Below are 22,156 nucleotides of genomic sequence, written 5' to 3'. Positions count from 1 at the left end.
TTGGCATCATGTTTGCAATTTATGAATAAAGAAACGTATTTATTAGGGTGCTGCAACATGATCTTTCATCAATTTTTTGAAGTAGAAAGCTCAACTTATACTTATCTCTTGGCTTCAGAACAGACTCGTGAAGCGGTACTGATTGACCCTGTTGCTTCTGAAATTGAAGTCTATAGCCAGTATTTAGAGGCGCATAACTTAAGCTTGGTGTACAGCTTGGATACGCATGTGCATGCCGATCATGTGACTGCTGCCAATCTATTACGTGAAAAGTTTGGCTGTAAAACCGTATTGCATCGGAACTCGGGGGTGAGCTGTGGTGACATTTTTATATCAGATCGAAGCGCGATTCGAATTGGCGAAATCGCCATTGAAGCCCGTTATACCCCGGGACACACCAATGCCTGTACCAGTTATGTTGCAGAGGGCATGGTATTTACAGGTGATGCTTTACTGATTGATGGTTGTGGACGGACTGATTTTCAGGAAGGAAATGCTGAAACCTTGTATGAGAGCATTCATACGCAAATTTTTACCTTGCCCGATGCAACCATCGTTTATCCGGGACATGATTATCAAGGACGCTTAGCATCGACAGTCGGACAAGAGCGTTTGCACAATTCACGGTTGGGCGCAGGCAAAAGCAAAGCTGAATTTGTCGAAATCATGAATAATTTAAATCTCCCTTATCCGAAAAAAATTGATATCGCATTACCTGCCAATAAAGCATGTGGTCAGTAAAGGAGAACCAAGATGCAATTGAAACAAGTCAATACCGAATTTTGGGTTGCCGATCAAATCACTGCACAAGATATTGAACTGATCGCAGCACGTGGTATCAAAACGGTTTTCTGTAATCGTCCAGATGGTGAAGGTCCTGATCAACCCAATGTAATTGAAATTGAACAAGCCTTGAAACCTTATGGCATTCAGATTCAGTACTTGCCCGTGGTGAGCGGTAAGGTCACGGATGAGCAGGCTGAAGCGTTTAAGCAGCTGTATCTACAGGCGGAAAAGCCGTTATTGGCCTATTGCCGATCAGGCACACGTTCCATCACCTTGTGGGCATTGTCTCAAGTGGCAGATCAGACTTTAGATCAAATGCTACTGACAGCCAAAACGTTAGGCTATGACTTACAAGGTGTGGTGCCGCGCATTTTAAAGCAATCGACACATGCACAAGAGCATACTCCGAAGTTTAGTGTGGTGATTGTCGGTGGTGGCGCTGCGGGAATTTCGGTGGCATCAAGCTTACTTTCACGCCAGCCGAATTTGGATATTGCGATTATTGATCCTGCAGAAATTCACTACTACCAACCGGGCTGGACCATGGTCGGTGGCGGGATTTTTAAGCCTGAAAAAACTGTACGTACCATGGCAAGTTTAATTCCCAAACAAGTGCAATGGATTAAAGCTGCGGTTGCCGCTTTTGATCCTGACAACAAGCAGGTGTTATTGGAAGGCTGTAAGCCGTTGAATTATGATGCTTTGGTGGTTTGTCCTGGATTAAAACTGAATTGGCATGGCATTGAGGGTTTGGTCGAAACACTGGGCAAGAATGGTGTGACTTCCAATTATCGTTATGACCTAGCCCCTTATACATGGCAGTTGGTTCGAGACATGCAACGCGGTAAGGCGGTTTTTACCCAACCACCGATGCCAATTAAATGCGCAGGTGCACCGCAGAAAGCCATGTATTTATCTGCGGATCATTGGCAAAAGCAGGGCGTACTCAAAGACATCCAGATTGATTTCTACAACACAGGTGCAGCGCTGTTTGGTGTAGCCGCTTATGTGCCTGCCTTGATGGAATATGTCAAACGTTATGATGCAAATTTGCATTTTAACTATCAATTAATCAAGGTCGATGGTTCGCAAAAACGTGCTTGGTTTAAGCAAATGCAAGCTGACAACAGCCAGATTATTGAAACCGATTTCGACATGATTCATGTGGTTCCACCGCAGCAAGCTCCAGATTTTATACGAGCGAGTAATCTGGTCGATCAGGCTGGTTGGGTCAGTGTCGATCAAAACACCTTACAGCATACCCAATACCCGCATATTTTTGCCTTGGGTGATGTCATGAATGCACCGAATGCCAAAACAGCAGCGGCAGCGCGCAAGCAGGCGCCGATTGTTGCCGTAAATGTGCTGGAGTATTTGCAAGGCGGTTCCAAGTTTGCACTATACGATGGTTATGGCTCATGTCCACTTACGGTAGAGCGTGGAAAAATTGTACTGGCTGAGTTCGGCTATGGCGGCAAGTTACTGCCAAGCTTTCCCAAATGGCTACTGGATGGTGAACAGCCAACCCGCATGGCATGGCTGTTAAAAGAGAAAATCCTACCACCAATGTATTGGGATGGCATGCTGAAAGGGCATGAATGGCTGGTTAAGCCGAAACGCTAATTTTTAACAGATTCCTTCAAACACGGGCACCTATCTGTCAATTTTCAGATAGGTCAGGGACGCTTTATCTCAATATTGGGTCCAGCAATGCTTAAATGAGGTTAAACAACATGTGGTTGTTAGTTTTAGAAGGCTTGGCAATAGGATGTTTGCTTGGTATGACCGGTGCTGGTGGTGGCATTTTGGCAGTGCCAGCGCTGATGGCGAGTCAGGGTTGGAGCGTGGCGCAGGCAGCACCTGTAGGCTTATTGGCGGTGACCTTGTCGGCTTTCGTGGGTACGATTCAGGGTTTATTGAAAAAAATCGTGCGTTATCGTGCAGCGATTTGGATTGCGGTCATCAGTATTCCCTCGGCACGTTATGGCGTACAACTATCCAATATTGTTTCTCCCGTCTGGTTGAGCATTGCTTTTAGTCTGGTGATGTTGGTGGTGGCGTATCGGGTCTTTTTTAATAAAGTCAATGATATGGCGAACCCGCCTTGTAAGGTGAACAAATCGACTGGACGACTCATCTGGAATGTGAAAACCGCTTCGGTATTGGGTTTTATCGGCGTGGTAGCAGGCTTGTTAACTGGGCTGCTTGGCGTCGGTGGCGGTTTTGTGATTGTACCTGCCTTGCGTAAAGCCACAGATTTAGACATGAACAGTATTGTTGCCACTTCACTGATGATCATCTTCTTGATTGGCGGTGTGAGTATTTCAATTCATGTCTTGGATGGTTTTCAGTATCCGATCAGCATTTCAGCCACTTTTGTAATTGCCTGTATCGTTGGGATGTTATTGGGACGTAAAGCCACTAACTTGGTACCCGCCAGCATTATTCAAAAGATTTTTGCCATTACCGTGATTGTGGTGGCGATTTCAATGTTGGTGAAAGCTTTGGTTTGATTAAGTCCTTCTGCTAATTTAAGACAACCAAGCAAAACCTGAAGATGAAAACTCAAATAGCACAGGATGAATGATCATCCTGTGCTGTTGCTTATTCAGATACTGCGGATTTTCGGATCTGGATCGCAAATTGAATCACGTGTGATAGACCATGATGAAGCTGTCCTTCAAAGCGCTCAACTTCACCGACAAAAAAGTGCTGAATATGATCGTGTTGAAAATGACTTAGAAATTCTATCGGGTCGTACAACATTGCTTTGACCCGCGGACCACCCGTTTGATAGGCAAGTTGTTCCGTCGAATAAACTTCACCGATAAACCATCCGCCATCGACCAAACTGTTACGAACACCTTGCAATAGCTGCTGGCGTGTTAGTGCATCAAAATGTCCAAATACACAGATGATGTTGTCATACTGATTTGCTTGCCAATTTGCCTGAGTTAAATCCACTATATGCGTATGGAGTGTGATGCCGCGTTCATCCGCATGGCGTTGTGCTTTATCTAGCGCAACCTGAGCATAGTCCCAGAGTTCAGCGCGAAAGGGGCGTTGTTGTTGTTTTGCCAAGTCAGCCAAATACAGCAGATTGCGACCTTCACCTTCGGCAAGCCCAAGTGTATTGCCTGAGATATCTATTGTTTGTACGATCTGCTGAATAAACACATTGGCGTCACGACCATAAAGATGATCTTGCTCGGCATAACGAGCATCCCATTCATTTTTTATAGGCGTCTCAGAATTATTCTGCATGAATAAACTCATTAAATGCAGTCACGGCATTGGCAGCATACATTAAGGATGGTCCGCCGCCCATATACACAGCGATACCCAGCACTTCATTCAATTCTTCAAAGCTCATGCCCATTTTGACCAAAGTACGCACATGAAAACCAATACAACCATCACAACGGTTGGCAACGCCAATAGCGAGTGCAATCAATTCTTTGGTTTTAGCATCCAAAATGCCATCTTTCATGGCAGCTTGCGAGAGCGCATTAAAACTCTTGATTAAATCGGGGGATTGCTCACGCATACTTTTGATATTGGCTGAAATCTCTTGTGTCAATTCGGTGTAGCTCATGGTAAATCACCTTATTTTTCGTATGGGTTTATTTTAAATTACCATGTTTTTCACTAATATATTATATTTTTATATAATGATTTCTGTGAATTGTTTTTAATGCTACAAGTCTATGTTTAATATCAAGAATATAAGTTAGATAAGGCGTATGCTATTACGAGAATTTAAGGTGATAGCATGACCGTGAGCATATGCCAGTTGGCACTGGTTTGAAACTAAATAAAGTACTGTAAATCACAAGTCATGGTTTTAATGGGCCAGTGCGGGTTTATGTTTCTCGCGCCATTCAGAGGGGCTCATACCAAACCAATGTTTAAAATTACGACTGAAAATTGACAGCTCTGCATAACCAAGCTGTAGCGCCAGATCGGTCAGACTGACATTGCCCGAATCGATCATGCGAACTGCTTCTTTTTTGCGAACATTTTCGAGCAAGTCCCGATAAGTTGTCCCTTGCATTTTCAACAGTCGCTGTAATTTTTTGGGATGCATCCCCATACATAAGGCTATATTTTCAATACTACAGTCACCTGTAGCCAAGAGCATACGCACCGAGCTTTCAATTAAAGCGCTATCATCATCACCTTTGGTGCTGCTTTGGGTTTCGAGTTGCTGCACAATCAGTTGATCGACCAAATCTTCATTAAAGGCATAAGGTTTATGCGTTAAAAAACTGGCGGGGAAATACAGTGCATCTTCATCCGTTTCGAACTGAACTTCACAACCAAAATGCACAGTAAATACTTTAGGCTGTTTGGGTGCATGTTGTTTCAGTCTAATTTTTTCAGCATGCCAGACAGGTCCAATTAAATCTTTCAGGATGTTTGCGACAAGGCAGATGGCCAGTTGGGATTTTTGCGGGACATCGGTATTGTATTCACTCAGGCGAACAAAGGTCAGTTTACACAGTTGAGCATTGACCTGTGACACATGAAAAACAATGCCTTCAGCATGCAGATAGACATATTTTTGCGCCACGCTTAAAGCATCCAGAATGGTCGCTTGTCGGGACATATACACGCCAATTAAACCAATCGTGCTAATATTTTGTGATGCACCCAGTTTTAAGCCAAAACATTCTTCTTGGCAGCGAATAGCGGCATTTTCTAATAAACTTAAATAATGGTCATAATGAATAAAAGAATCTGGATCGCGCAGCAAAGAAGGCAAAATCCCGACCTGTTTTAATATTTCGATAGGATTAATCCCATAGCTACGCACCAATTCTTCGAAACCACCGAGGCTGGCTGCACGAATATAACTCGCCATGACAAGATTCCTTTTGTCCTAAAAGATCAAGCCAGTGTCCTAAAAAGTCAAGCCGAATGCAAGCAATTTGATAAAGTAGGATAAGAGATTCCCTCCATCTAGGCATAAAAAAAATATTGAATTGCCATTTTAGCTGTTAAAAGGAAAGTCTATGCAACTTACAGTACAGTCTCATATCGAGCAAACCATGATCGAGCAGACCCTACAAGACTGCTTCCAATTGCAGCGCGCGAGTTTTCATCAGCAAGGAATTGAAAGCAATGCGCAAAGAAAGCAGCATTTACTCAATTTAAAAGCCATGATTAATAATCATCGTGAAGCCATTGTTGAAGCTTTAAATCGGGACTATGGCAATCGTTCGCGTCATGAAACCTTACTGGCAGAAATTATTACAGCGACAGATGACATTAATAGCAGCATCAAACATTTAAACCAATGGACCAAAGTACAAAAGCGTAAGGTCGATCACAGCATGTACTTCGGTGCCAAGAACCGTTTGATTCCACAACCGCTTGGTGTGATAGGCGTGATTGTACCGTGGAATTTCCCAATCAATTTGATGTTCTCGCAATTGTCCGCCGTGTTTGCTGCGGGTAACACAGCGATGGTGAAAATGTCGGAAAATTCAAGACATTTGGCAGAACTATTAATTGAAATTAGCCCTAAATATTTTGCCAAAGAGAAGCTGCAAATTTTTGATGAAACAGGTGAAGTTGGCATCGCATTTTCCAAATTACCCTTTGATCACTTGATGTTTACAGGTTCAGGGGCAACAGGGCGTAAGGTCATGGCAGCCGCAGCGCAGAACTTAACGCCAGTAACTTTGGAGCTGGGTGGGAAATCTCCAGCGGTGATTGACCCTGAATATCCAATGGAAAAAGCAGTGGAACGGATTATGTTTGTGAAGCAATTTAATGCTGGGCAAATCTGTACCAATGTCGATTATCTGTTTGTGCATGAATCGAAGTTAGAGGAATTAATTCAAACAGCCAAGGCTTGGGTGCAAGCACATGTGCCAGATATTCATAGTAAAGATTACACCTCGGTGATTGATGATCGTGCCTATCAGCGTTTGATGCATAGTCTTGCCGATGCTGAAGCCAAGGGGGCAACCTTAATTAATCTCAATCAACAAGACGCTGATGCTGCAACACGCAAGATTCCGTTGACTTTGGTACTCGACAGCAATGAAGAGATGGAAATTGATACGCGCGAAACCTTTGGTCCGATTCTGATGGTGAAAACCTATCAAACGCCTGAGCAGGTGGTGGATTACATTGTACAGCGGGATCGACCATTGGCTTTTTATCCATTTAGTCACAAAAAAAAATTGGTTGAGTTCTACATCAGCCGTGTCATGTCGGGTGGGGTCTCGGTGAATGATGCGTTATTCCACGTGGGACAACATGACTTACCCTTTGGTGGCGTGGGTGCCAGTGGCATGGGACATTATCATGGTTATGAAGGTTTTCTGACCTTCTCGAAAATGCGTCCAGTGTTTTATCAAGCAGGTTTTTCGAGTTTGAAATTTCTGGCACCACCGTATGGCAAGTTTGCGACTTGGGTACTGAATTTTTTAATTCGTATGAAATCTTAAATTTTAGGTTAAACACTTAAACCTGACTGCGAGCTTCAAACCTCATTTTTGAAGCTCAGGGGAAAGTCATGTTTAAAAAAGGAAAAAAGAGCTATTAAAGGAGTTAATAGAATGAGTAATCAACATTTTGACTTTGATCAGATTGTGATTGGTTCAGGGTTTGGTGGATCGGTCAGTGCGTTACGCCTAAGTGAAAAAGGCTATAAAGTCTTGATCTTGGAGAAAGGCTTACGCCGTGAAGACAAAGATTTTCCAACCACCAATTTAGATACCAAAAATTATTTATGGATGCCTGAACTCGGATTCAAAGGCACCATGCAATTTACCTTTACCAGCAAGACCACCATTTTGCATGGGGTTGGTGTAGGTGGCGGGTCGCAAATTTATGCCAATGTACATTTAATTCCACCCGATGCGGTTTTTGAGTCCGAGGCATGGAGCAAGATTCGTAAAGACTGGAAAGAAATCCTAAAGCCATTTTATGGTTTGGCACAGCGTATGTTGGGAACCGCCAATAATACCTATACCAATGTGGCTGACCATATCTTAAAAGCGGTCGCAGGCGAGATGGGTTATGCCAATTCTTTTAAAACAGTCACGACAGGGGTGTTTTTCCCGCAAGTCGATGGTCAGCAAAACAAGGCGGTGCAAGACCCATATTTTAATGGTGATGGACCAGAGCGCAAAACCTGCAATTATTGCGGAGCCTGCATGTTAGGTTGCCGCAATAACTCCAAAAATACCCTGATGAAGAACTATCTGTATTTTGCCGAGCGCAATGGAGTGGAGATTCGACCAAGTTCTGAAGTGATAAAAATTACCCCGCTGAATGAAGATGGCAGTGCAGGGTATGAAATTATTGTGAAAGAAACCGTAGGCAAACAAGTGCGTCAGTATAGTTTGCGCAGCCGAGGGGTGGTGTTGTCTGCGGGAGTCATGGGTACTGTACCCATGCTGCTTAAAATGCGAGATCGACACAAGACTTTACCGAATATCTCGAAACTCTTAGGGCAAGAGATTCGCACCAATTCTGAAACCCTCACCACAGCCAACAACACGCGTGAAAGACTGGATGATGGTGTGGCAATCAGTTCCTTTATTTCCGTGGATGCCGATACCAACATTGAAGTCACGCGTTTCCCTGAAGGGGCAGATGCATCTTGGATTTACATTCCTTATGTGCCAATGGTGACAGGACAAGGCTTCATTCGTTTTATGAAGTTTGTGTTCAATACTCTGCTACATCCATGGAAAACTTATAAAGTCCTACGCTATAAGGGTAAAGCCAAAAACTCGATTATTTTATTGGTGATGCAAAAGTCGGAGGCGTTCATTCATTTGGAATGGCGTCGTAAGTGGTATCGCTTGTTTAAAAACAGCATTACTGCGGTACAAAAACCTGAGGATACACCGCTCACGGTTTCATTTCCTGCGGCTGAAAAAGCCACCAAATTGATTGCAGAAAAGTTGGGGGGAGAACCGGGTTCGGCACTCACCGAAATTATATTGGGTACGCCAACCACAGCGCATATTATGAGTGGGGTGCCAATGGGCAGTGACAAATCTAATGGTGTCGTTGATTTTACGGGGCAAGTCTTCGGCTATAAAAATCTACGTGTCATTGATGGTTCAATTGTGCCGGGTAATTTGGGGGTCAATCCGTCCTTAACCATTACGGCATTGTCTGAATTTGCCATGAGCCAAATTCCAATCTTCAATGAAGAAAATGCTTCGAAGATTAAGCGCATTCAGTTTAGCCAGCCTTTGGATGGGCAGGTCTCGGAATTAAAAGGTACAGGTGATTTAGCCATTGCATTAGCGCAAGCTTAATCAACGCCATTCATAGACCCATAACGAGATGATCCGTTGTGGGTCTATATATTTTTATGGATCATTTTTTCAGTGCCTTTTCAGTGTTTTGGAATTGGAAAAGCTGGATCGCCATTTCGATCCATATCATTTATGTGAATAAAAATTAGCATGATTCAAGGTTTTAAATTTATATATTTTTATAAAATATGATTATTTTAAGTGAGTGTGTTTTATCTATCCTGTATTACATTTATCTATATTTAAGTATTGGTCGAATTGCAGAATAAATAGTGTAAAAGATAACAATTTTCAGTTAGATTCTTATATCTTATGTTTTAATATATTGTTTTGTATCTTAACTGTGATTCAAGTTGGAGTAATTTCTATAAGCTATTGATAATAAGAATTATAATTTAATAGTGTGACTGGTGTTGTCACGAAATTGTCATGAAGATTTAAGTATTTTTTAAGTTTCAAAACTTATTTTTAAATGAATCAATTTATGGCGAGATGACTATGACGACATTCATCTTTGGGAAAAATTTTTCAACTACATATGGTGGTCTGAATTATTATAAAAATCATAAAATTTATGAAAATTCTGTATTAAAACTAGAATATTTGAATGAATTACACGACCAGAAAACCTATCGAGTTGTGTCACATCAAAAAAATATGATGCTGCACATACATGCTGTGCAAGAAAATCAAGCCGAGCGCAAACAGGTGGAAAGCTTCATCAGTACCAAGTATCAGGAAATACATAAAGCCACCTTGTCACATTTCTCGTCCACTTTATTTGTGGGGGAATTTAAGCATCAAACCCAAGTGGCAATTGGCATTGAGCAGTTGAAATCGCATCAGGCATTTTTGGAACAATATCTGGTACAGCCAATTGAACAAACTTTGAAGAAAATGATTCAACGTGATGTTTCACGCGACAAGATTGTCGAAATTGGCAATTTGGCATCACAGAACATGGAATACGCCAAAATGATTGTGGCATTTTTGGTGTTTTACCTGACCGTAGCGGAAGTGGAGTGGGCGGTGTGTACGGGGACAATTGCCGTGCGCTATGTGTTACAGCAAATGGGTCTGCATTTTCAAATTCTAGAGAAAGCGAACCCTGAAGTATTGGGTGAAGCCCAAAAACAATGGGGAAATTACTACCAGCAAAAACCTTTGGTCTTGGCGATTAATGTTGCGGATGCTTTGGCTGTGACTCAACAACATTATGATTTTAAGATTAATCATTCTGCAATCAGTGGGTGAAGGGTATGAATCAACTTTTTGATGTTATTGCCGCATACGCGAAACAAAGCCCTAAACGTGAAGCGATTGTCACCGAAGCGCGCAGCGTGACCTATGCAGAGCTGGACCATGCGGTAGAACTGCTGAGCAAGGAACTTGTTCAGTTACAGACGCAGAAACTTGCGATCTGGGGCATGAACAGTATTGATTGGGTGCTGATTGATTTGGCCGCTAAAAAGGTTGGGATTACCGTGATCCCGATTCCGTTGTTTTTTAGTGCGCAACAGATTTTACATCTACTCCAAGACAGCGCGGTCGATACGATTTTTATGGCAGATGTCAATTTGACTATTTCAGCCTATCACCTTGATGGTGTTGCAAAAAACAATACATGGCTGCATAACTTGAGTGAGCAAGGTCGTATTCAGCAGTTGTTGGCTGCCGCACAGGCTGTAGGCACTTTTATTCGTTTAAATAATGCTGCTGCATCCGCGCTTACAGATTCCGTCGTTCCTGCAAAGATTACCTATACCTCAGGCAGTACGGGCACACCGAAAGGCGTGTGCCTAGCGGAAGAAACCATCCAGTCGATTACTGAATCTCTGAGTACAGCCTTACAATCGAGCCAGTTGGGACGCCATTTATGTCTAATTCCGTTTGCAACCTTGCTGGAAAATATTGCAGGTAGTTATGTTGCCTTGAATATGGGACGTTCAATTGTGGTTGGCAATGTCAGCCAGTTTGGACTGGTATCGAATCATGAGTTTAAGGTGGAAAACTTTGCAGCCACTGTGCAGCAGTATCAGATTCAGAGCGTGATCTTATTGCCACAAATGCTCAAGGCAATGGTGGAATATATTCAGCAGCATGGTGCACAGGCTTTTGCAAGTTTGAAATTTATTGCCGTCGGTGGTGGCAAGGTCTCGACCGATTTGCTGTTGCAGTCGCAACAGTTGAACTTACCTGTTTATGAAGGTTATGGGCTGTCAGAATGCGCTTCTGTGGTCAGTCTGAATTTGCCGAATGCCAGAAAAATTGGCAGCGTGGGCAAGCCTTTGGCCCATGTCGATGTGCAAATTGCAGACAATGGTGAAGTGGTTGTTCGTGGCAATGCCATGCAAGGCTATCTCAACGAAGAGGTTGTTGATCCGCTGATTCATACAGGTGATGCAGGCTTCTTTGATGAAGAAGGGTATCTGTTTATTACAGGGCGGATTAAGCAAATTATTGTCAGCAGTTTTGGGCGCAATATCTCCCCAGAATGGGTGGAATCCAATGGTTCTAGTGAGCCAGAAATCAACCAGATTGCGATTTTTGGTGAAGCACAGCCTTATCTTTCTGCCGTGATTTATGCCAAAGGCACTGTGTCGGATGGCATGTTGCAGCAAGCGGTACAAAAAGCCAATGATCGCATGCCTGACTATGCCCAAATTAAGCAGTGGTATCGATCCACCGAGCCATTTTCACTGAATAATCAGATGCTAACAGATAATGGAAAATTGAGACGCAACGAAATTAAAAAGCAATTTGGGCTGTATTTATCGCTTCATTAAGCTACCGTTCAGCTACGCAATCGATAGTCGTAACAAGACCTGAAGACTTAATTTCAAAGCATAAAATTTCACTAGATAGTGAGTAAAGATATGAATATTGAACAATCCGTATTTGACCTTGAGCAGAGTCGTAGTTACCCAGCTTCAAGTCATGCAGAAATCAAGCATAGCTTGCGTGAACAAGGCTGGATTCTACTCAGACATCAAGATTATGACGTGCAGCGTTTTAGTGAGTTGATGACAGCTTTATGCCAAAAGCTGACCTATGACCCTGCCCGTGAAAACATCACGCAACAATCTCAAAAAGTGGATGCAGGCACTCAGGCTGTGGGACTGCATATTGAAAATGGCACCACGCCTTTGCCGCCCGACATGATTGCCTTTTTTAGTGAAGTCAGCGCATCGCAAGGTTCACAAACGACTGTGTGTGATGGGCATGCGGTATATAACAGCTTATCTGAGCAGTTAAAACAAAAGTTTGCAGCACCGATGACCATTAGCCGCTATTTGCCGAAACAGATTTGGCAGAAATATGTGGCAACGGCTTTGAATATTGCCGAAGCGGATAACGTGACTTGGGAAGATTTGAACAAGTTTATTCAGATGATTCCGGGACAAGCCATAATTCCAGCACATGAGGGCGGGGTGGAATATCATCTGCAAATGAATATGATTCGCCATGATAATTTGAAAGGCGTACCTGCATTTGCCAATACCATTTTGGGACCATCCTACAATTATCAAAAACCCAAATTTACTTTTGCGGATGGTCGCGAGATCAGTCAGGAACTGATTGCAGAACTGGTGGAACTTTGTGAACAGCATACACAGGAAATTGACTGGCAAGATGGCGATGTGGCGATTATCGACAACAAACGCTTGATGCATGGTCGACGTGAAATTTTAGTGCCACTTGAGCAGCGTAAACTCTATATCAGTATGGGTTTAGGATTGAACCAAACATTTTAAGCGCGAAGTCTGAATAAAATGAGAGGGAATAGAATTATGTCAAATTTAACCGCAGTGATTGTTGGGGCAACAGGTGGTATAGGTAAAGCCATTGTTGAAAACTTATGTAAAAACAATGTGAATGTGGTACTGGTGGCACGTAATGCCGAAGCATTACAAAGCATGCAGGCTGAGCTGAAACGACAGTTTCCGCAGTTGCAACTGCAAAGCCTGTGCTGTGATTTGAGCGATGCAGAGAGTCGTGAGCAATTTATCCAAGCATTGACGCAGCAAAATATTTGCATCAATTATTATATTAACAATGCAGGGGTGAATGATTTTTCCTTGTTCAGTCATCAATCTAGTGAAGCCATTGAACAGATGATGCTGATTAACGTGGTCTATCCATTGCAATTGATTCAGCAGATTATTCCATTGATGTCGAAAACGGCACCGAGCCAAATCATTAATATGGGTTCGACTTTTGGCAGCATTGGTTACCCCGGTTATGTCAGTTACTGTGCCAGTAAGTTTGCCTTACGCGGTGCAACCGAAGCTTTGGCACGTGAATATTCCAATTCAAAGATTCAGTTTAAATACTTCTCGCCACGTGCAACCGACACGGCCATGAACAGTCCCGTAGTGGTTGAAATGAATGCCAAACTGGGTGTGAAAATGGACAGTCCTGCTTTTGTGGCTGAGGAGCTGTATCAATTTATTCAAAACGACAAGTTGTACTATCAAGTGGGCTATCCTGAAAAAATCTTTGTTAAAGTGAATCAGGTACTTCCGAATGTGGTATCGAATTCAATTCAAAAAGACATTGATAAAATTCAGCGTTTTGCAGAGTTGAATCACCCTAAAATCACTACGGTTTCATAAATAGTACTGTAGTAATAGGGTGCCTAATTTTCGTAAGTTATGGATTAAGGGGATTGTAACAACTGTTTGAGTTTATCTTGCTGACCAAAGACTTTGGCAAATTCTTCGGTAGTTAAAGCACCTTCTCGCTTGGCTGCTTGGTCACAATCGACTTTACTGAGTTGTTTGGCAATGCCCCATTCACCTTTTACAATCGCACCCATGAGTGCGGTATGTCCTTTGCTGTCGCGTAGGCAAGGATTGGATTGATGCGCCAATAAAGTGTCAATGACTTCGGCATGACCATAATAGGCCGCCATCATTAGGGCAGTAAATCCTGCTTGGTTTTTAACATCTACAGGAAAGCCATGGCTCAGAAATTCTTGAATGACTTCGCTATTCCCAGATTTAGCAGCAGCAAAATACAGATCAATCAATTCCTGCTGAGCAGAATCTGTTTGCGTGATTGGTGCTGCTGTGGGTTCTTGAGCATTGACACTTTCAATGCCAAGGGTCAGCAAGGTGATACTGCTGATGCTTAAGCAAGCCCACATGCTCATATTGAATAATGTTCTCATGTTCAAGACTCCTAACCGACAATAAAAATAGTGCCTGTAAAACTCACCCTAGGGTTGCAGGAAAGGTGTAGAGTTTTACAGGGCTTCTCGGTGGTGACGTCCAATTTTCCCTAGTCACACATCTGGTGGATGGTTGAAATTAGTCTTTCAACTGCGCGGCTTTGGCTTTCACGATTGCCAAATCGCCTTTCACGGCTTGAGTCAAACGCGTACCGTAGTCCACATCAGCTTTGTAGAAATACGACAGCATGATGTGTTTGGTTTCGGCATCTTTGACTGCACCCAAGTCCGCAGCCAAATTACGAATTAAGTCTTTTTTCTCGGTAGCTGAATAAGAGCGGTACAATTCACCCGCTTGTTTAAACGGCTGTTCTTTTTGAATGGCTTGTTGCATGACCGTGCCATTTAATGGCGTCATAACTGCCTTGGCGTTGGCTGTCGCAGGCTTAGGCTCCATACGACTCGGTTCGTAGTTCACATTCGACTCACGCTCAGAGATGTTCATGGCGCCATCCTGATTGTTATTGTTGACCTGAACGACAGGGCGGTTCACTGGAATCTGCTGATGATTTGCGCCTAAGCGATACATTTGCGTATCTGAATAAGAGAACACACGACCTTGCAACAAGCGGTCTTCAGAAGGCTCAATGCCCGGCACGATGTTGCCTGGTGCAAATGCCGATTGTTCGGTTTCATTAAAGAAATTCTTCGGCATGCGGTTTAAAGTCAAAGTGCCTACTTTCATTTCAGGAACCAAATTGGTCGGCCAGATCTTGGTGGCATCTAATGGGTTAAAATCAAACTTATTCAGATCTTTAGGATCAAGCACCTGAATATACAAATCCCATTTCGGGAAGTTGCCCGCATTAATGTTCTTGTACAAATCATTGGTCAAGTGGTTGAAGTCTTTGGCCTGCATTGCTTGAATTTGTTCAAGGTTAAGACCTTTGACGCCTTGCTTAGAACGGAAGTTAAACTTCACGTACTTGTATTCACCTTTATCGTTATACAGTTTGAATGCGTGCACGCCAAAACCATCTTGCTCACGATAACTGGTTGGAACACCGTTATTGGTGTAGACATAGGTCAACATATTGACTGCCCAAGGCTGACTTTGTAAAAAGTCGAAAATGCGGTTCGGGTCTTGAACGTTGTCAATCGGCGATGGTTTCATGGCATGAATGAAGTCTGGGAATTTAATCGCATCGCGAATAAAGAATACAGGGGTTTGGTTGCCTACCAAGTCCCAATTGCCTTCTTGAGTATAGAATTTAATGGCAAAACCATGCGGGTCACGTAAGGTTTCTGGTGAACCTTTAGAATGAATCACGGTAGAGAAGCGTAAAAAGACTGGTGTTTTCGTGCCCGCTTTGAATAAAGAGGCAACGGTCAGGTCAGATAAATCTTTGGTGGTTACGAACTCACCATAAGCACCTGTACCACGGGCATGCACGACGCGTTCAGGAATACGTTCGCGTCCAAAGCGTTGCAGTTTTTGTACCAATTGGACGTCTTGAAGTAGGGTAGAACCATGTTCACCCGTGGTAATTGAGTTTTGATTATCGCCAACTGGTGCGCCGTTGTCTTTAGTTAGTGGAGCTGCATAGTTACTGGTAGTTACTGCTGCGAGCATGGCAACAAGTAATGAACGTTTAAACATATTAAATCTCTCGACGATAGTTTTCCTTTCCTGTGAGAGTTAAGCTACTGAATTATAGAAACTTGGTAAAACCGTTTATTTTTATGTAATTTATCTGAAAAATAGATCGAATAAATCTTCGACATTTAAAATTGGGAGCATCTGCATTGATTAAACGCCATCAAATTATAGATATGAGGATTTCGGGCGTGTAAAAATCATCAACTGAATTTGAGAGTAACATCTTAAATAAGAATAAAGGAAGATCAATCAAGAACTGATTTTGTATCTGTATTTAATTTTATTTTTATTTAATAAAAACAATATCTTGTGTATTTGTTTTTTTAAATTAACGGGTATTTTGGCTGTGATTTATAAGGAAATCATTGAATTTTTATACTGTTTAAATCGACTCTATTTTTAATCGGTAATATCTCAACTACGCAAGAAATTCAGGTTGGATGAGCACTGGATGGAGGCGTATTGCATCTACGCTAAGATGCAATACAAATTGGAAAGATTGATACTCAAAAACGGTAAAATCAATACTATGCTTTTTCATGCGCTGAAAAGGCTTTCATGATTTTTATTAAGAAAGTTACAGACATTATCCCGAATCCCTAGATATGCGACCTTGTTAAGATTTAGGCTGTAGACTTTCAATGGTCGAAATAAAGTCAGTGAATTTCTGTCCTTGAATCACCACATGTGCTTTCAGTAAAGCCTCAGCTTGTTGCTCATTGCCCGCAAAAATGGCTTCCAGAATGTCGTTATGTTCCGTGAATGAATTGTTCATACGGTTATTCACACGCAGTTGCAAACGACGATACGGATGTAGACGCTTATGTAGCGTACAGGCTTGCTCGATTAAGAAAGCATTGTGACTGGCTTGGTAAATGGCAAAGTGAAAGAGTCGATTCGCTTCATAGTAATTTTCTGAATCATTCTGATTCAAATAGTCCTGACACAACTGATGCAAGCGTTGTAATTCGAGTTTTTCTTCAGGCTGAATGCGTCGCGCCGCCAAACGCCCACACATGGCTTCCAGTTCAGCCATCACTTCAAACATTTCACATAAAGTCAGTGGGTTAATGGTTGGAATAATCGCACCACGACGGGGGCGAATTTCAACTAAACCTTCAGCAGCCAACAGTTTTAATGCCTCACGAATTGGCGTGCGAGAAGCACCATAGCGTTCGCACAGCTCTTGTTCATCCAGTTTGGTTCCCGGTAAGTAGAAACCATAAATAATATCGTCCTCTAGTTTTTTACTAATTTGAATAGAAAGAGGGAGTTCCGCAATAGAGTTCATACATCACCAAAAAATTGTATACAATTTATGTTTATTTGAGTACAAAGCATTGTACACTGAATACAGATAGGCTATAACTATACCAAATTATTAGAAGTACAGCATGATCCAGGGAGGATTCAGCGATGATTATTTACGGAACAGCCATACTGGCAGTCTGCCATCTACTCGGTGTTTATCTAGGCAATATTCTAGGTATGGCACTTGGCGTTAAAGCCAATGTTGGTGGTGTCGCAATTGCCATGATTTTACTCATTATCTCAAAGGAGCTTTTAGCAAAACGTGGTCATCTGCCACAAACCACACAGTTCGGTGTGTTGTACTGGTCAGGGATGTACATTCCAATCGTAGTCGCTATGTCAGCAGGTCAAAACGTGGTTGCCGCATTATCTGGTGGAATGTTAGGACTGATCGTATCTGTAGCATCTCTCATTGCAACGGTTCTAGTGATTCGCTGGTTAAACAAATCTAGCGGTGATTATGAATCTTATGAATGGACAGTAGAAACTGCAGAAAAGGCAGTTTAACTGTAAGAGTTTCAAGTACACAGAATAAAAAACGGTTAGTCGGGTTACAAGGAAGAAACGTAATGGAAGAAATAGTCACGGTTTTAACAAAGAATGCATTAGTCACAGCCTTAGCCGTTACAGGCTTGATGATGTATATCTCCCATCTGCTGTCTAAATATCTTACTAAAGGTAAATTACAAAGTTCAGCATTTGCAATCACCATGGGTTTAGTATTGGCTTACTTTGCAGGTGTATATACCCAAGGTGAAAAGGGTATTTCAGATATCGAAATTTTTGGCGGTTTTGCTTTGCTCGGTGGTGCCATGCTGCGTGACTTAGCAATTGCTTCTACGGCATTTGAAGTCGATGTCAAAGAAGTCAAAAAAGCTGGCAAGGTCGGCATGATTGCATTGCTTTTAGGCTGCGTCATTCCATTTGTAGTTGGTGCAATGGTGGCTTGGGTCATGGGTTATAGAGACCCAGTTTCAATGACCACAATTGGTGCGGGCGCAATGACCTATATTGTGGGTCCAGTGACGGGTACTGCAATTGGTGCAACTTCAGAAGTGATTGCACTCTCAATTGCCATTGGTTTAATTAAAGCCGTGTTCTTTATGGTGGGAACACCTTTACTTGCAAAATTCATGTATTTGAAAAGTCCGCGTTCTGCCATGGTTTTTGGTGGCTTGGCGGGTACAACCAGTGGTACAGCAGCAGGTTTAGCAGGTACAGATGTGCGTCTAGTTCCTTATGGTGCACTTGTCGCTACATTCTACACAGGTTTGGGTTGTTTACTTGGACCATCGGTATTTTTCCTTACGGTCAATGCCATTTTCGGTTAATCAAAGTATAAAGGTGTCAACATGAACCAAATGGTTAAGAAGCGCTTATGGGATAAGCAGCGCACACGCAGACAACAGAAGCTTGATCTTGCACAACAAAAAGGTTTTAGCAAACAAGTTGAACATGCGCGTGCAATTGAACTTTTAGAAACGGTCATAGCCAGTGGCGATCGCGTCTGTTTAGAAGGCAATAACCAGAAACAAGCCGATTTCCTTTCAAAATGCTTAAGTCAATGTAATCCAGATGCGGTGAATGACTTACACATTGTGCAATCTGTTTTGGCATTGCCAAGTCATATTGATGTATTTGAGAAAGGTATTGCCTCTAAAGTAGATTTCTCTTTTGCAGGTCCACAAAGTTTACGCTTGGCACAGTTGGTTCAGCAGCAAAAAATTAGTATTGGCTCCATTCATACTTACTTAGAGTTGTATGGTCGCTACTTTATCGACCTGACACCAAATGTATGTTTGATTACTGCACATGCGGCAGACCGTGAAGGCAATTTATATACGGGTGCCAATACGGAAGATACGCCTGCGATTGTTGAAGCGACAGCCTTCAAGAGCGGCATTGTGATTGCGCAGGTCAATGAAATTGTCGATAAGCTGCCACGCGTGGATGTACCTGCGGATTGGGTTGACTTTTATATCGAAAGTCCCAAGCACAACTATATAGAACCGTTATTTACCCGTGATCCAGCACAAATTACTGAAGTGCAGATTTTAATGGCGATGATGGTCATTAAAGGCATTTATGCGCCGTATCAAGTTCAGCGCTTAAATCATGGGATTGGTTTTGACACCGCAGCCATTGAATTATTGCTCCCAACCTATGCGGCATCCTTAGGGCTAAAGGGGCAGATTTGTACCAATTGGGCATTGAACCCGCATCCAACCCTGATTCCAGCGATTGAAAGTGGCTTTGTCGATTCTGTACATAGCTTCGGTTCGGAAGTGGGGATGGAAGACTATATTAAAGAACGTCCAGATGTGTTCTTTACAGGCAGTGATGGCAGCATGCGTTCGAATCGTGCCTTTAGCCAAACTGCAGGTCTCTATGCGTGTGACTTGTTTATTGGTTCGACTTTACAGATTGATTTGCAAGGTAACAGTTCAACCGCAACGGTCGATCGTATTTCTGGTTTTGGTGGAGCGCCAAATATGGGGTCAGACCCGCATGGTCGCCGTCATGCCAGCTATGCTTATACCAAAGCAGGTCGTGAAGCGACGGATGGTAAGCTGATTAAAGGACGGAAATTGGTGGTACAAACGGTGGAAACTTACCGTGAACACATGCACCCAGTATTTGTCGAAGAGCTAGATGCTTGGCAACTCCAAGACAAAATGGACAGTGATCTGCCGCCAATCATGATTTATGGCGAAGATGTCACCCATATTGTGACGGAAGAAGGCATTGCCAATTTACTGCTTTGCCGTACCGATGAAGAACGTGAGCAAGCCATTCGTGGTGTAGCTGGTTATACCCCAGTTGGCTTGAAGCGTGATGCAGCCAAAGTCGAAGAATTACGCCAACGCGGCATTATTCAACGTCCAGAAGATTTAGGCATTGACCCGACTCAGGTGAGTCGTGATTTGCTTGCAGCCAAATCGGTCAAAGATTTAGTTAAATGGTCGGGCGGTTTATACAGTCCTCCAAGTCGCTTCAGAAATTGGTGATTTACATGGAAAAGTTAAAATTCGAAATACAGTCAGTGCCGTTAACGCTAGAAAAAGCTCCTGTGATTTGTGGTGTGGTCGGTTCTGGAAACTTAGAGGTTCTGGTTTCACAGCATGATCAAGCCGATGTATGCCAAGTGGAAGTGACTACATCTGCGGTAGGTTTCCAGCATGTATGGCAATCCGTTTTAAATGAATTTGCACAGCGTCATGCGGTGGCAGGGCTGAAACTTCAGTTGAATGATATGGGGGCGACTCCTGCAGTGGTGAATTTGCGCCTAAGCCAAGCCATTTCTATGTTTAAGGGAGAATAAAACATGGATTTAGTGATGTTGAAAAACAGTTTCTATGAAAAAACGGCACGTGCACGTATTCAAGCTGTGGTCGATGAAAACAGCTTTAAAGAAATTTTGAAGCCGACCGAAATTGAAGTTAGCCCGCACTTGTCTGCTTTGGATATTCCAGGCAGTTTTGATGATGGCGTGATTATTGGGACAGCAGCCATCAATCAAACCGCAATCCATATTATTGCCCAAGAAGGACAGTTCATGGGCGGTGCCGTGGGGGAAATCCACGGGGCAAAGATTGTCGGGCTGTTACATAAAGCCATTCAGGATCAATCGCAAGCCGTAGTGTTCTTTGTAGATTCAGGTGGTGTGCGTTTACATGAAGCCAATGCGGGTCTGATTGCAATTTCAGAAATTATGCGTGCCATGCTGCAAGTACGACATGCAGGTATTCCAATTATCACGGTAATTGGCGGGACCTGTGGCGCATTTGGTGGCATGGGTATCAGTGCTTGCTTAAGCAGTACCATCATTATGACTGAAGAAGGGCGTTTGGCTTTATCGGGTCCAGAAGTGATTGAAACGGTCAAAGGTGTTGAGGAATTTGACTCGAAAGACCGTGCTTTAGTCTGGCGCGTGACTGGCGGTAAGCATCGTTACTTGCTCAATCATGCCCAAGTTTTGGTTGAAGATGACATAACCGATATCCGCGATGCCATTTCGGCACAATTGAATCAAGTTGCTCCACGTCTGGATTTGGAACAATTGCTACAACAGCAACAACAACTGGAACAGCAACAGCAGCGCTGGTTTGGCAAAAATGATGGATTGCAAATCTGGCATGAAATGGGCATTGCTCATCCAGAACAAATCCCGATGCTCTCTGCGCATGAAGTGAAGTTGTTAAAGCAAGGATAAGCAGATGAATACAGAATTACTCTTAAAACAATTATTTCCAAAGCAGTTGGACTACCAGATTAATGGTTATGTGATTAAAGGCAATGCTGAAACAGAAGCGGGTCCTGTACGCATTTTAGGTACGGTCAATGCTGCACCAATTAATCAGGAAATTGCGATTGAGCTTGCAGGCGAAATTCTGCAATTGATCCAACAGCAAAACAAAACCCCAGTGGTGTTTATTGTCGATACCCAAGGACAAGACCTGTCACGTGCCGATGAACTGTTGTGCTTAAACCGTACCTTTGCGCATTTGGCATCTTGTGTAGATTTGCTGCGTCGTAGTGGACATGCCAATTTAGCCATTATTTTTGGACAAGCAGTCAGTGGTGGATTCCTGTCTTATGGATTAATGGCAAATGAAGTCTATGCACTCAGTGATTCACAAGTCAAAGTGATGGATCTGAATGCGATGGCGCGTGTCACTAAAATCCCTGTGGAGAAATTGAAAGACCTGTCACAAAGTTCAGCCATCTTTGCACCGGGTGTGGAGAATTTCTACAAAATGGGCGCGATTAATGCCATTTGGCCTGATTTAGAGTCCGACTGGATTAGCCAAGCCCTGTTAAATCAGCAGCAACAGCTCGAAAGTTATATTACTGACCAGCGCCGTGTTGTCGGTCAGCAACGCCAAGGTCGTCAGTTGTGTAACCCAGTGATCGAGAAAGTTGCCAACGCTTAAG

Annotated in this window: 21 protein-coding genes; 15 read left to right on the top strand and 6 right to left on the bottom strand. The window is 42.9% G+C overall.

The window, feature by feature from the left end; translation table 11 throughout:
- Positions 1-57: 57 nt before the first annotated feature.
- The 3 genes from GWK51_RS12945 (at position 58) to GWK51_RS12935 (ending at position 3,299) form a co-directional block, all read left to right on the top strand.
- Positions 58-741, top strand: a complete 684-nt coding sequence (locus GWK51_RS12945) for an MBL fold metallo-hydrolase (protein WP_161934023.1) — start codon at positions 58-60, stop codon at positions 739-741.
- Positions 742-753: 12 nt separating this feature from the next.
- Positions 754-2,409: a bifunctional protein tyrosine phosphatase family protein/NAD(P)/FAD-dependent oxidoreductase gene (locus GWK51_RS12940; protein ID WP_161934022.1), complete on the top strand. Its 1,656-nt coding sequence runs from the start codon at positions 754-756 to the stop codon at positions 2,407-2,409.
- Between the two features lie 110 nt (positions 2,410-2,519).
- Positions 2,520-3,299 (top strand): sulfite exporter TauE/SafE family protein, encoded by a 780-nt coding sequence (locus GWK51_RS12935; RefSeq protein WP_161934021.1) that lies wholly within the window; start codon positions 2,520-2,522, stop codon positions 3,297-3,299.
- A 91-nt stretch (positions 3,300-3,390) separates the two neighbouring features.
- On the opposite strand, the gene GWK51_RS12930 is transcribed toward GWK51_RS12935, so the two are convergent.
- The 3 genes from GWK51_RS12930 to GWK51_RS12920 all read right to left on the bottom strand — a co-directional run bounded on the left by GWK51_RS12930 (position 3,391) and on the right by GWK51_RS12920 (position 5,650).
- Complete coding sequence (locus GWK51_RS12930) at positions 3,391-4,050, bottom strand: class I SAM-dependent methyltransferase (protein WP_161934020.1); 660 nt, start codon at positions 4,048-4,050, stop codon at positions 3,391-3,393.
- Positions 4,040-4,381 (bottom strand): carboxymuconolactone decarboxylase family protein, encoded by a 342-nt coding sequence (locus GWK51_RS12925; protein ID WP_161934019.1) that lies wholly within the window; start codon positions 4,379-4,381, stop codon positions 4,040-4,042. Before GWK51_RS12925 ends, GWK51_RS12930 begins: the two co-directional genes overlap by 11 nt.
- A 249-nt stretch (positions 4,382-4,630) precedes the next feature.
- The gene (locus tag GWK51_RS12920) at positions 4,631-5,650 is read right to left on the bottom strand and encodes an AraC family transcriptional regulator (RefSeq protein ID WP_161934018.1); all 1,020 of its coding nucleotides are present in this window, start codon (positions 5,648-5,650) and stop codon (positions 4,631-4,633) included.
- Positions 5,651-5,801: 151 nt separating this feature from the next.
- Here GWK51_RS12920 and GWK51_RS12915 point away from each other — a divergent pair, with 151 nt between their 5' ends.
- From GWK51_RS12915 to GWK51_RS12890, 6 genes are all read left to right on the top strand, one after another.
- A complete protein-coding gene (locus tag GWK51_RS12915) occupies positions 5,802-7,247 on the top strand; it encodes a coniferyl aldehyde dehydrogenase (protein ID WP_161934017.1) in 1,446 nt (481 codons plus the stop codon).
- A gap of 111 nt (positions 7,248-7,358) precedes the next feature.
- Positions 7,359-9,077 (top strand): GMC oxidoreductase, encoded by a 1,719-nt coding sequence (locus GWK51_RS12910; protein WP_161934016.1) that lies wholly within the window; start codon positions 7,359-7,361, stop codon positions 9,075-9,077.
- 657 nt (positions 9,078-9,734) lie between these two features.
- Complete coding sequence (locus GWK51_RS12905) at positions 9,735-10,331, top strand: thermostable hemolysin (protein ID WP_235941148.1); 597 nt, start codon at positions 9,735-9,737, stop codon at positions 10,329-10,331.
- Between the two features lie 5 nt (positions 10,332-10,336).
- Entirely contained in the window at positions 10,337-11,863 is a 1,527-nt protein-coding gene (locus tag GWK51_RS12900; protein WP_161934015.1) for an AMP-binding protein, read from the top strand.
- A 90-nt stretch (positions 11,864-11,953) separates the two neighbouring features.
- Positions 11,954-12,832 carry a TauD/TfdA family dioxygenase gene (locus tag GWK51_RS12895; RefSeq protein ID WP_161934014.1) on the top strand — a complete coding sequence of 293 codons (879 nt, stop codon included), beginning with the start codon at positions 11,954-11,956 and terminating at the stop codon, positions 12,830-12,832.
- A 36-nt stretch (positions 12,833-12,868) separates the two neighbouring features.
- The gene (locus GWK51_RS12890) at positions 12,869-13,693 is read left to right on the top strand and encodes an SDR family oxidoreductase (protein WP_161934013.1); all 825 of its coding nucleotides are present in this window, start codon (positions 12,869-12,871) and stop codon (positions 13,691-13,693) included.
- A 44-nt stretch (positions 13,694-13,737) separates the two neighbouring features.
- Here GWK51_RS12890 and GWK51_RS12885 read toward each other — a convergent pair whose 3' ends face one another.
- The 3 genes from GWK51_RS12885 to GWK51_RS12875 form a co-directional block, all read right to left on the bottom strand.
- Positions 13,738-14,250 (bottom strand): ankyrin repeat domain-containing protein, encoded by a 513-nt coding sequence (locus GWK51_RS12885; protein ID WP_161934012.1) that lies wholly within the window; start codon positions 14,248-14,250, stop codon positions 13,738-13,740.
- 139 nt (positions 14,251-14,389) lie between these two features.
- Positions 14,390-15,910 carry a catalase gene (locus GWK51_RS12880; protein ID WP_161934011.1) on the bottom strand — a complete coding sequence of 507 codons (1,521 nt, stop codon included), beginning with the start codon at positions 15,908-15,910 and terminating at the stop codon, positions 14,390-14,392.
- 616 nt (positions 15,911-16,526) lie between these two features.
- On the bottom strand, positions 16,527-17,201 hold the full coding sequence (locus GWK51_RS12875) for a GntR family transcriptional regulator (protein WP_161934010.1): 675 nt from the start codon (positions 17,199-17,201) through the stop codon (positions 16,527-16,529).
- Between the two features lie 125 nt (positions 17,202-17,326).
- On the opposite strand from GWK51_RS12875, the gene madL reads away from it, so the two are divergent.
- From madL to mdcE, 6 genes are all read left to right on the top strand, one after another.
- On the top strand, positions 17,327-17,728 hold the full coding sequence (gene madL, locus GWK51_RS12870; RefSeq protein WP_161934009.1) for a malonate transporter subunit MadL: 402 nt from the start codon (positions 17,327-17,329) through the stop codon (positions 17,726-17,728).
- A gap of 62 nt (positions 17,729-17,790) precedes the next feature.
- A complete protein-coding gene (gene madM / locus GWK51_RS12865) occupies positions 17,791-18,552 on the top strand; it encodes a malonate transporter subunit MadM (RefSeq protein ID WP_161934008.1) in 762 nt (253 codons plus the stop codon).
- 21 nt (positions 18,553-18,573) lie between these two features.
- The gene (gene mdcA, locus GWK51_RS12860) at positions 18,574-20,229 is read left to right on the top strand and encodes a malonate decarboxylase subunit alpha (RefSeq protein WP_161934007.1); all 1,656 of its coding nucleotides are present in this window, start codon (positions 18,574-18,576) and stop codon (positions 20,227-20,229) included.
- A 5-nt stretch (positions 20,230-20,234) separates the two neighbouring features.
- Complete coding sequence (mdcC, locus tag GWK51_RS12855; protein ID WP_100241778.1) at positions 20,235-20,543, top strand: malonate decarboxylase acyl carrier protein; 309 nt, start codon at positions 20,235-20,237, stop codon at positions 20,541-20,543.
- A 3-nt stretch (positions 20,544-20,546) separates the two neighbouring features.
- A complete protein-coding gene (locus GWK51_RS12850; protein ID WP_161934006.1) occupies positions 20,547-21,434 on the top strand; it encodes a biotin-independent malonate decarboxylase subunit beta in 888 nt (295 codons plus the stop codon).
- Between the two features lie 4 nt (positions 21,435-21,438).
- Entirely contained in the window at positions 21,439-22,155 is a 717-nt protein-coding gene (mdcE, locus tag GWK51_RS12845; RefSeq protein WP_100241776.1) for a biotin-independent malonate decarboxylase subunit gamma, read from the top strand.
- Position 22,156 lies beyond the last annotated feature (1 nt).

It is taken from the genome of Acinetobacter kanungonis (assembly GCF_009939195.1).
GTDB classification, from domain to species: Bacteria; Pseudomonadota; Gammaproteobacteria; order Pseudomonadales; family Moraxellaceae; genus Acinetobacter; species Acinetobacter kanungonis.
The sequence above is the reverse complement of the archived record's forward strand: the minus strand, read 5'-3'. Positions and strand labels throughout refer to the sequence as shown.

Excerpts from the sequence above, each read along its gene's own strand:
- GWK51_RS12945 (WP_161934023.1), top strand. The coding sequence starts at position 58 with ATGATCTTTCATCAATTTTTTGAAGTAGAAAGCTCAACTTATACTTAT.
- GWK51_RS12940 (WP_161934022.1), top strand. The coding sequence starts at position 754 with ATGCAATTGAAACAAGTCAATACCGAATTTTGGGTTGCCGATCAAATC.
- GWK51_RS12935 (WP_161934021.1), top strand. The coding sequence starts at position 2,520 with ATGTGGTTGTTAGTTTTAGAAGGCTTGGCAATAGGATGTTTGCTTGGT.
- GWK51_RS12930 (WP_161934020.1), bottom strand. The coding sequence starts at position 4,050 with ATGCAGAATAATTCTGAGACGCCTATAAAAAATGAATGGGATGCTCGT.
- GWK51_RS12925 (WP_161934019.1), bottom strand. The coding sequence starts at position 4,381 with ATGAGCTACACCGAATTGACACAAGAGATTTCAGCCAATATCAAAAGT.
- GWK51_RS12920 (WP_161934018.1), bottom strand. The coding sequence starts at position 5,650 with ATGGCGAGTTATATTCGTGCAGCCAGCCTCGGTGGTTTCGAAGAATTG.
- GWK51_RS12915 (WP_161934017.1), top strand. The coding sequence starts at position 5,802 with ATGCAACTTACAGTACAGTCTCATATCGAGCAAACCATGATCGAGCAG.
- GWK51_RS12910 (WP_161934016.1), top strand. The coding sequence starts at position 7,359 with ATGAGTAATCAACATTTTGACTTTGATCAGATTGTGATTGGTTCAGGG.
- GWK51_RS12905 (WP_235941148.1), top strand. The coding sequence starts at position 9,735 with ATGATGCTGCACATACATGCTGTGCAAGAAAATCAAGCCGAGCGCAAA.
- GWK51_RS12900 (WP_161934015.1), top strand. The coding sequence starts at position 10,337 with ATGAATCAACTTTTTGATGTTATTGCCGCATACGCGAAACAAAGCCCT.
- GWK51_RS12895 (WP_161934014.1), top strand. The coding sequence starts at position 11,954 with ATGAATATTGAACAATCCGTATTTGACCTTGAGCAGAGTCGTAGTTAC.
- GWK51_RS12890 (WP_161934013.1), top strand. The coding sequence starts at position 12,869 with ATGTCAAATTTAACCGCAGTGATTGTTGGGGCAACAGGTGGTATAGGT.
- GWK51_RS12885 (WP_161934012.1), bottom strand. The coding sequence starts at position 14,250 with ATGAGAACATTATTCAATATGAGCATGTGGGCTTGCTTAAGCATCAGC.
- GWK51_RS12880 (WP_161934011.1), bottom strand. The coding sequence starts at position 15,910 with ATGTTTAAACGTTCATTACTTGTTGCCATGCTCGCAGCAGTAACTACC.
- GWK51_RS12875 (WP_161934010.1), bottom strand. The coding sequence starts at position 17,201 with ATGAACTCTATTGCGGAACTCCCTCTTTCTATTCAAATTAGTAAAAAA.
- madL (WP_161934009.1), top strand. The coding sequence starts at position 17,327 with ATGATTATTTACGGAACAGCCATACTGGCAGTCTGCCATCTACTCGGT.
- madM (WP_161934008.1), top strand. The coding sequence starts at position 17,791 with ATGGAAGAAATAGTCACGGTTTTAACAAAGAATGCATTAGTCACAGCC.
- mdcA (WP_161934007.1), top strand. The coding sequence starts at position 18,574 with ATGAACCAAATGGTTAAGAAGCGCTTATGGGATAAGCAGCGCACACGC.
- mdcC (WP_100241778.1), top strand. The coding sequence starts at position 20,235 with ATGGAAAAGTTAAAATTCGAAATACAGTCAGTGCCGTTAACGCTAGAA.
- GWK51_RS12850 (WP_161934006.1), top strand. The coding sequence starts at position 20,547 with ATGGATTTAGTGATGTTGAAAAACAGTTTCTATGAAAAAACGGCACGT.
- mdcE (WP_100241776.1), top strand. The coding sequence starts at position 21,439 with ATGAATACAGAATTACTCTTAAAACAATTATTTCCAAAGCAGTTGGAC.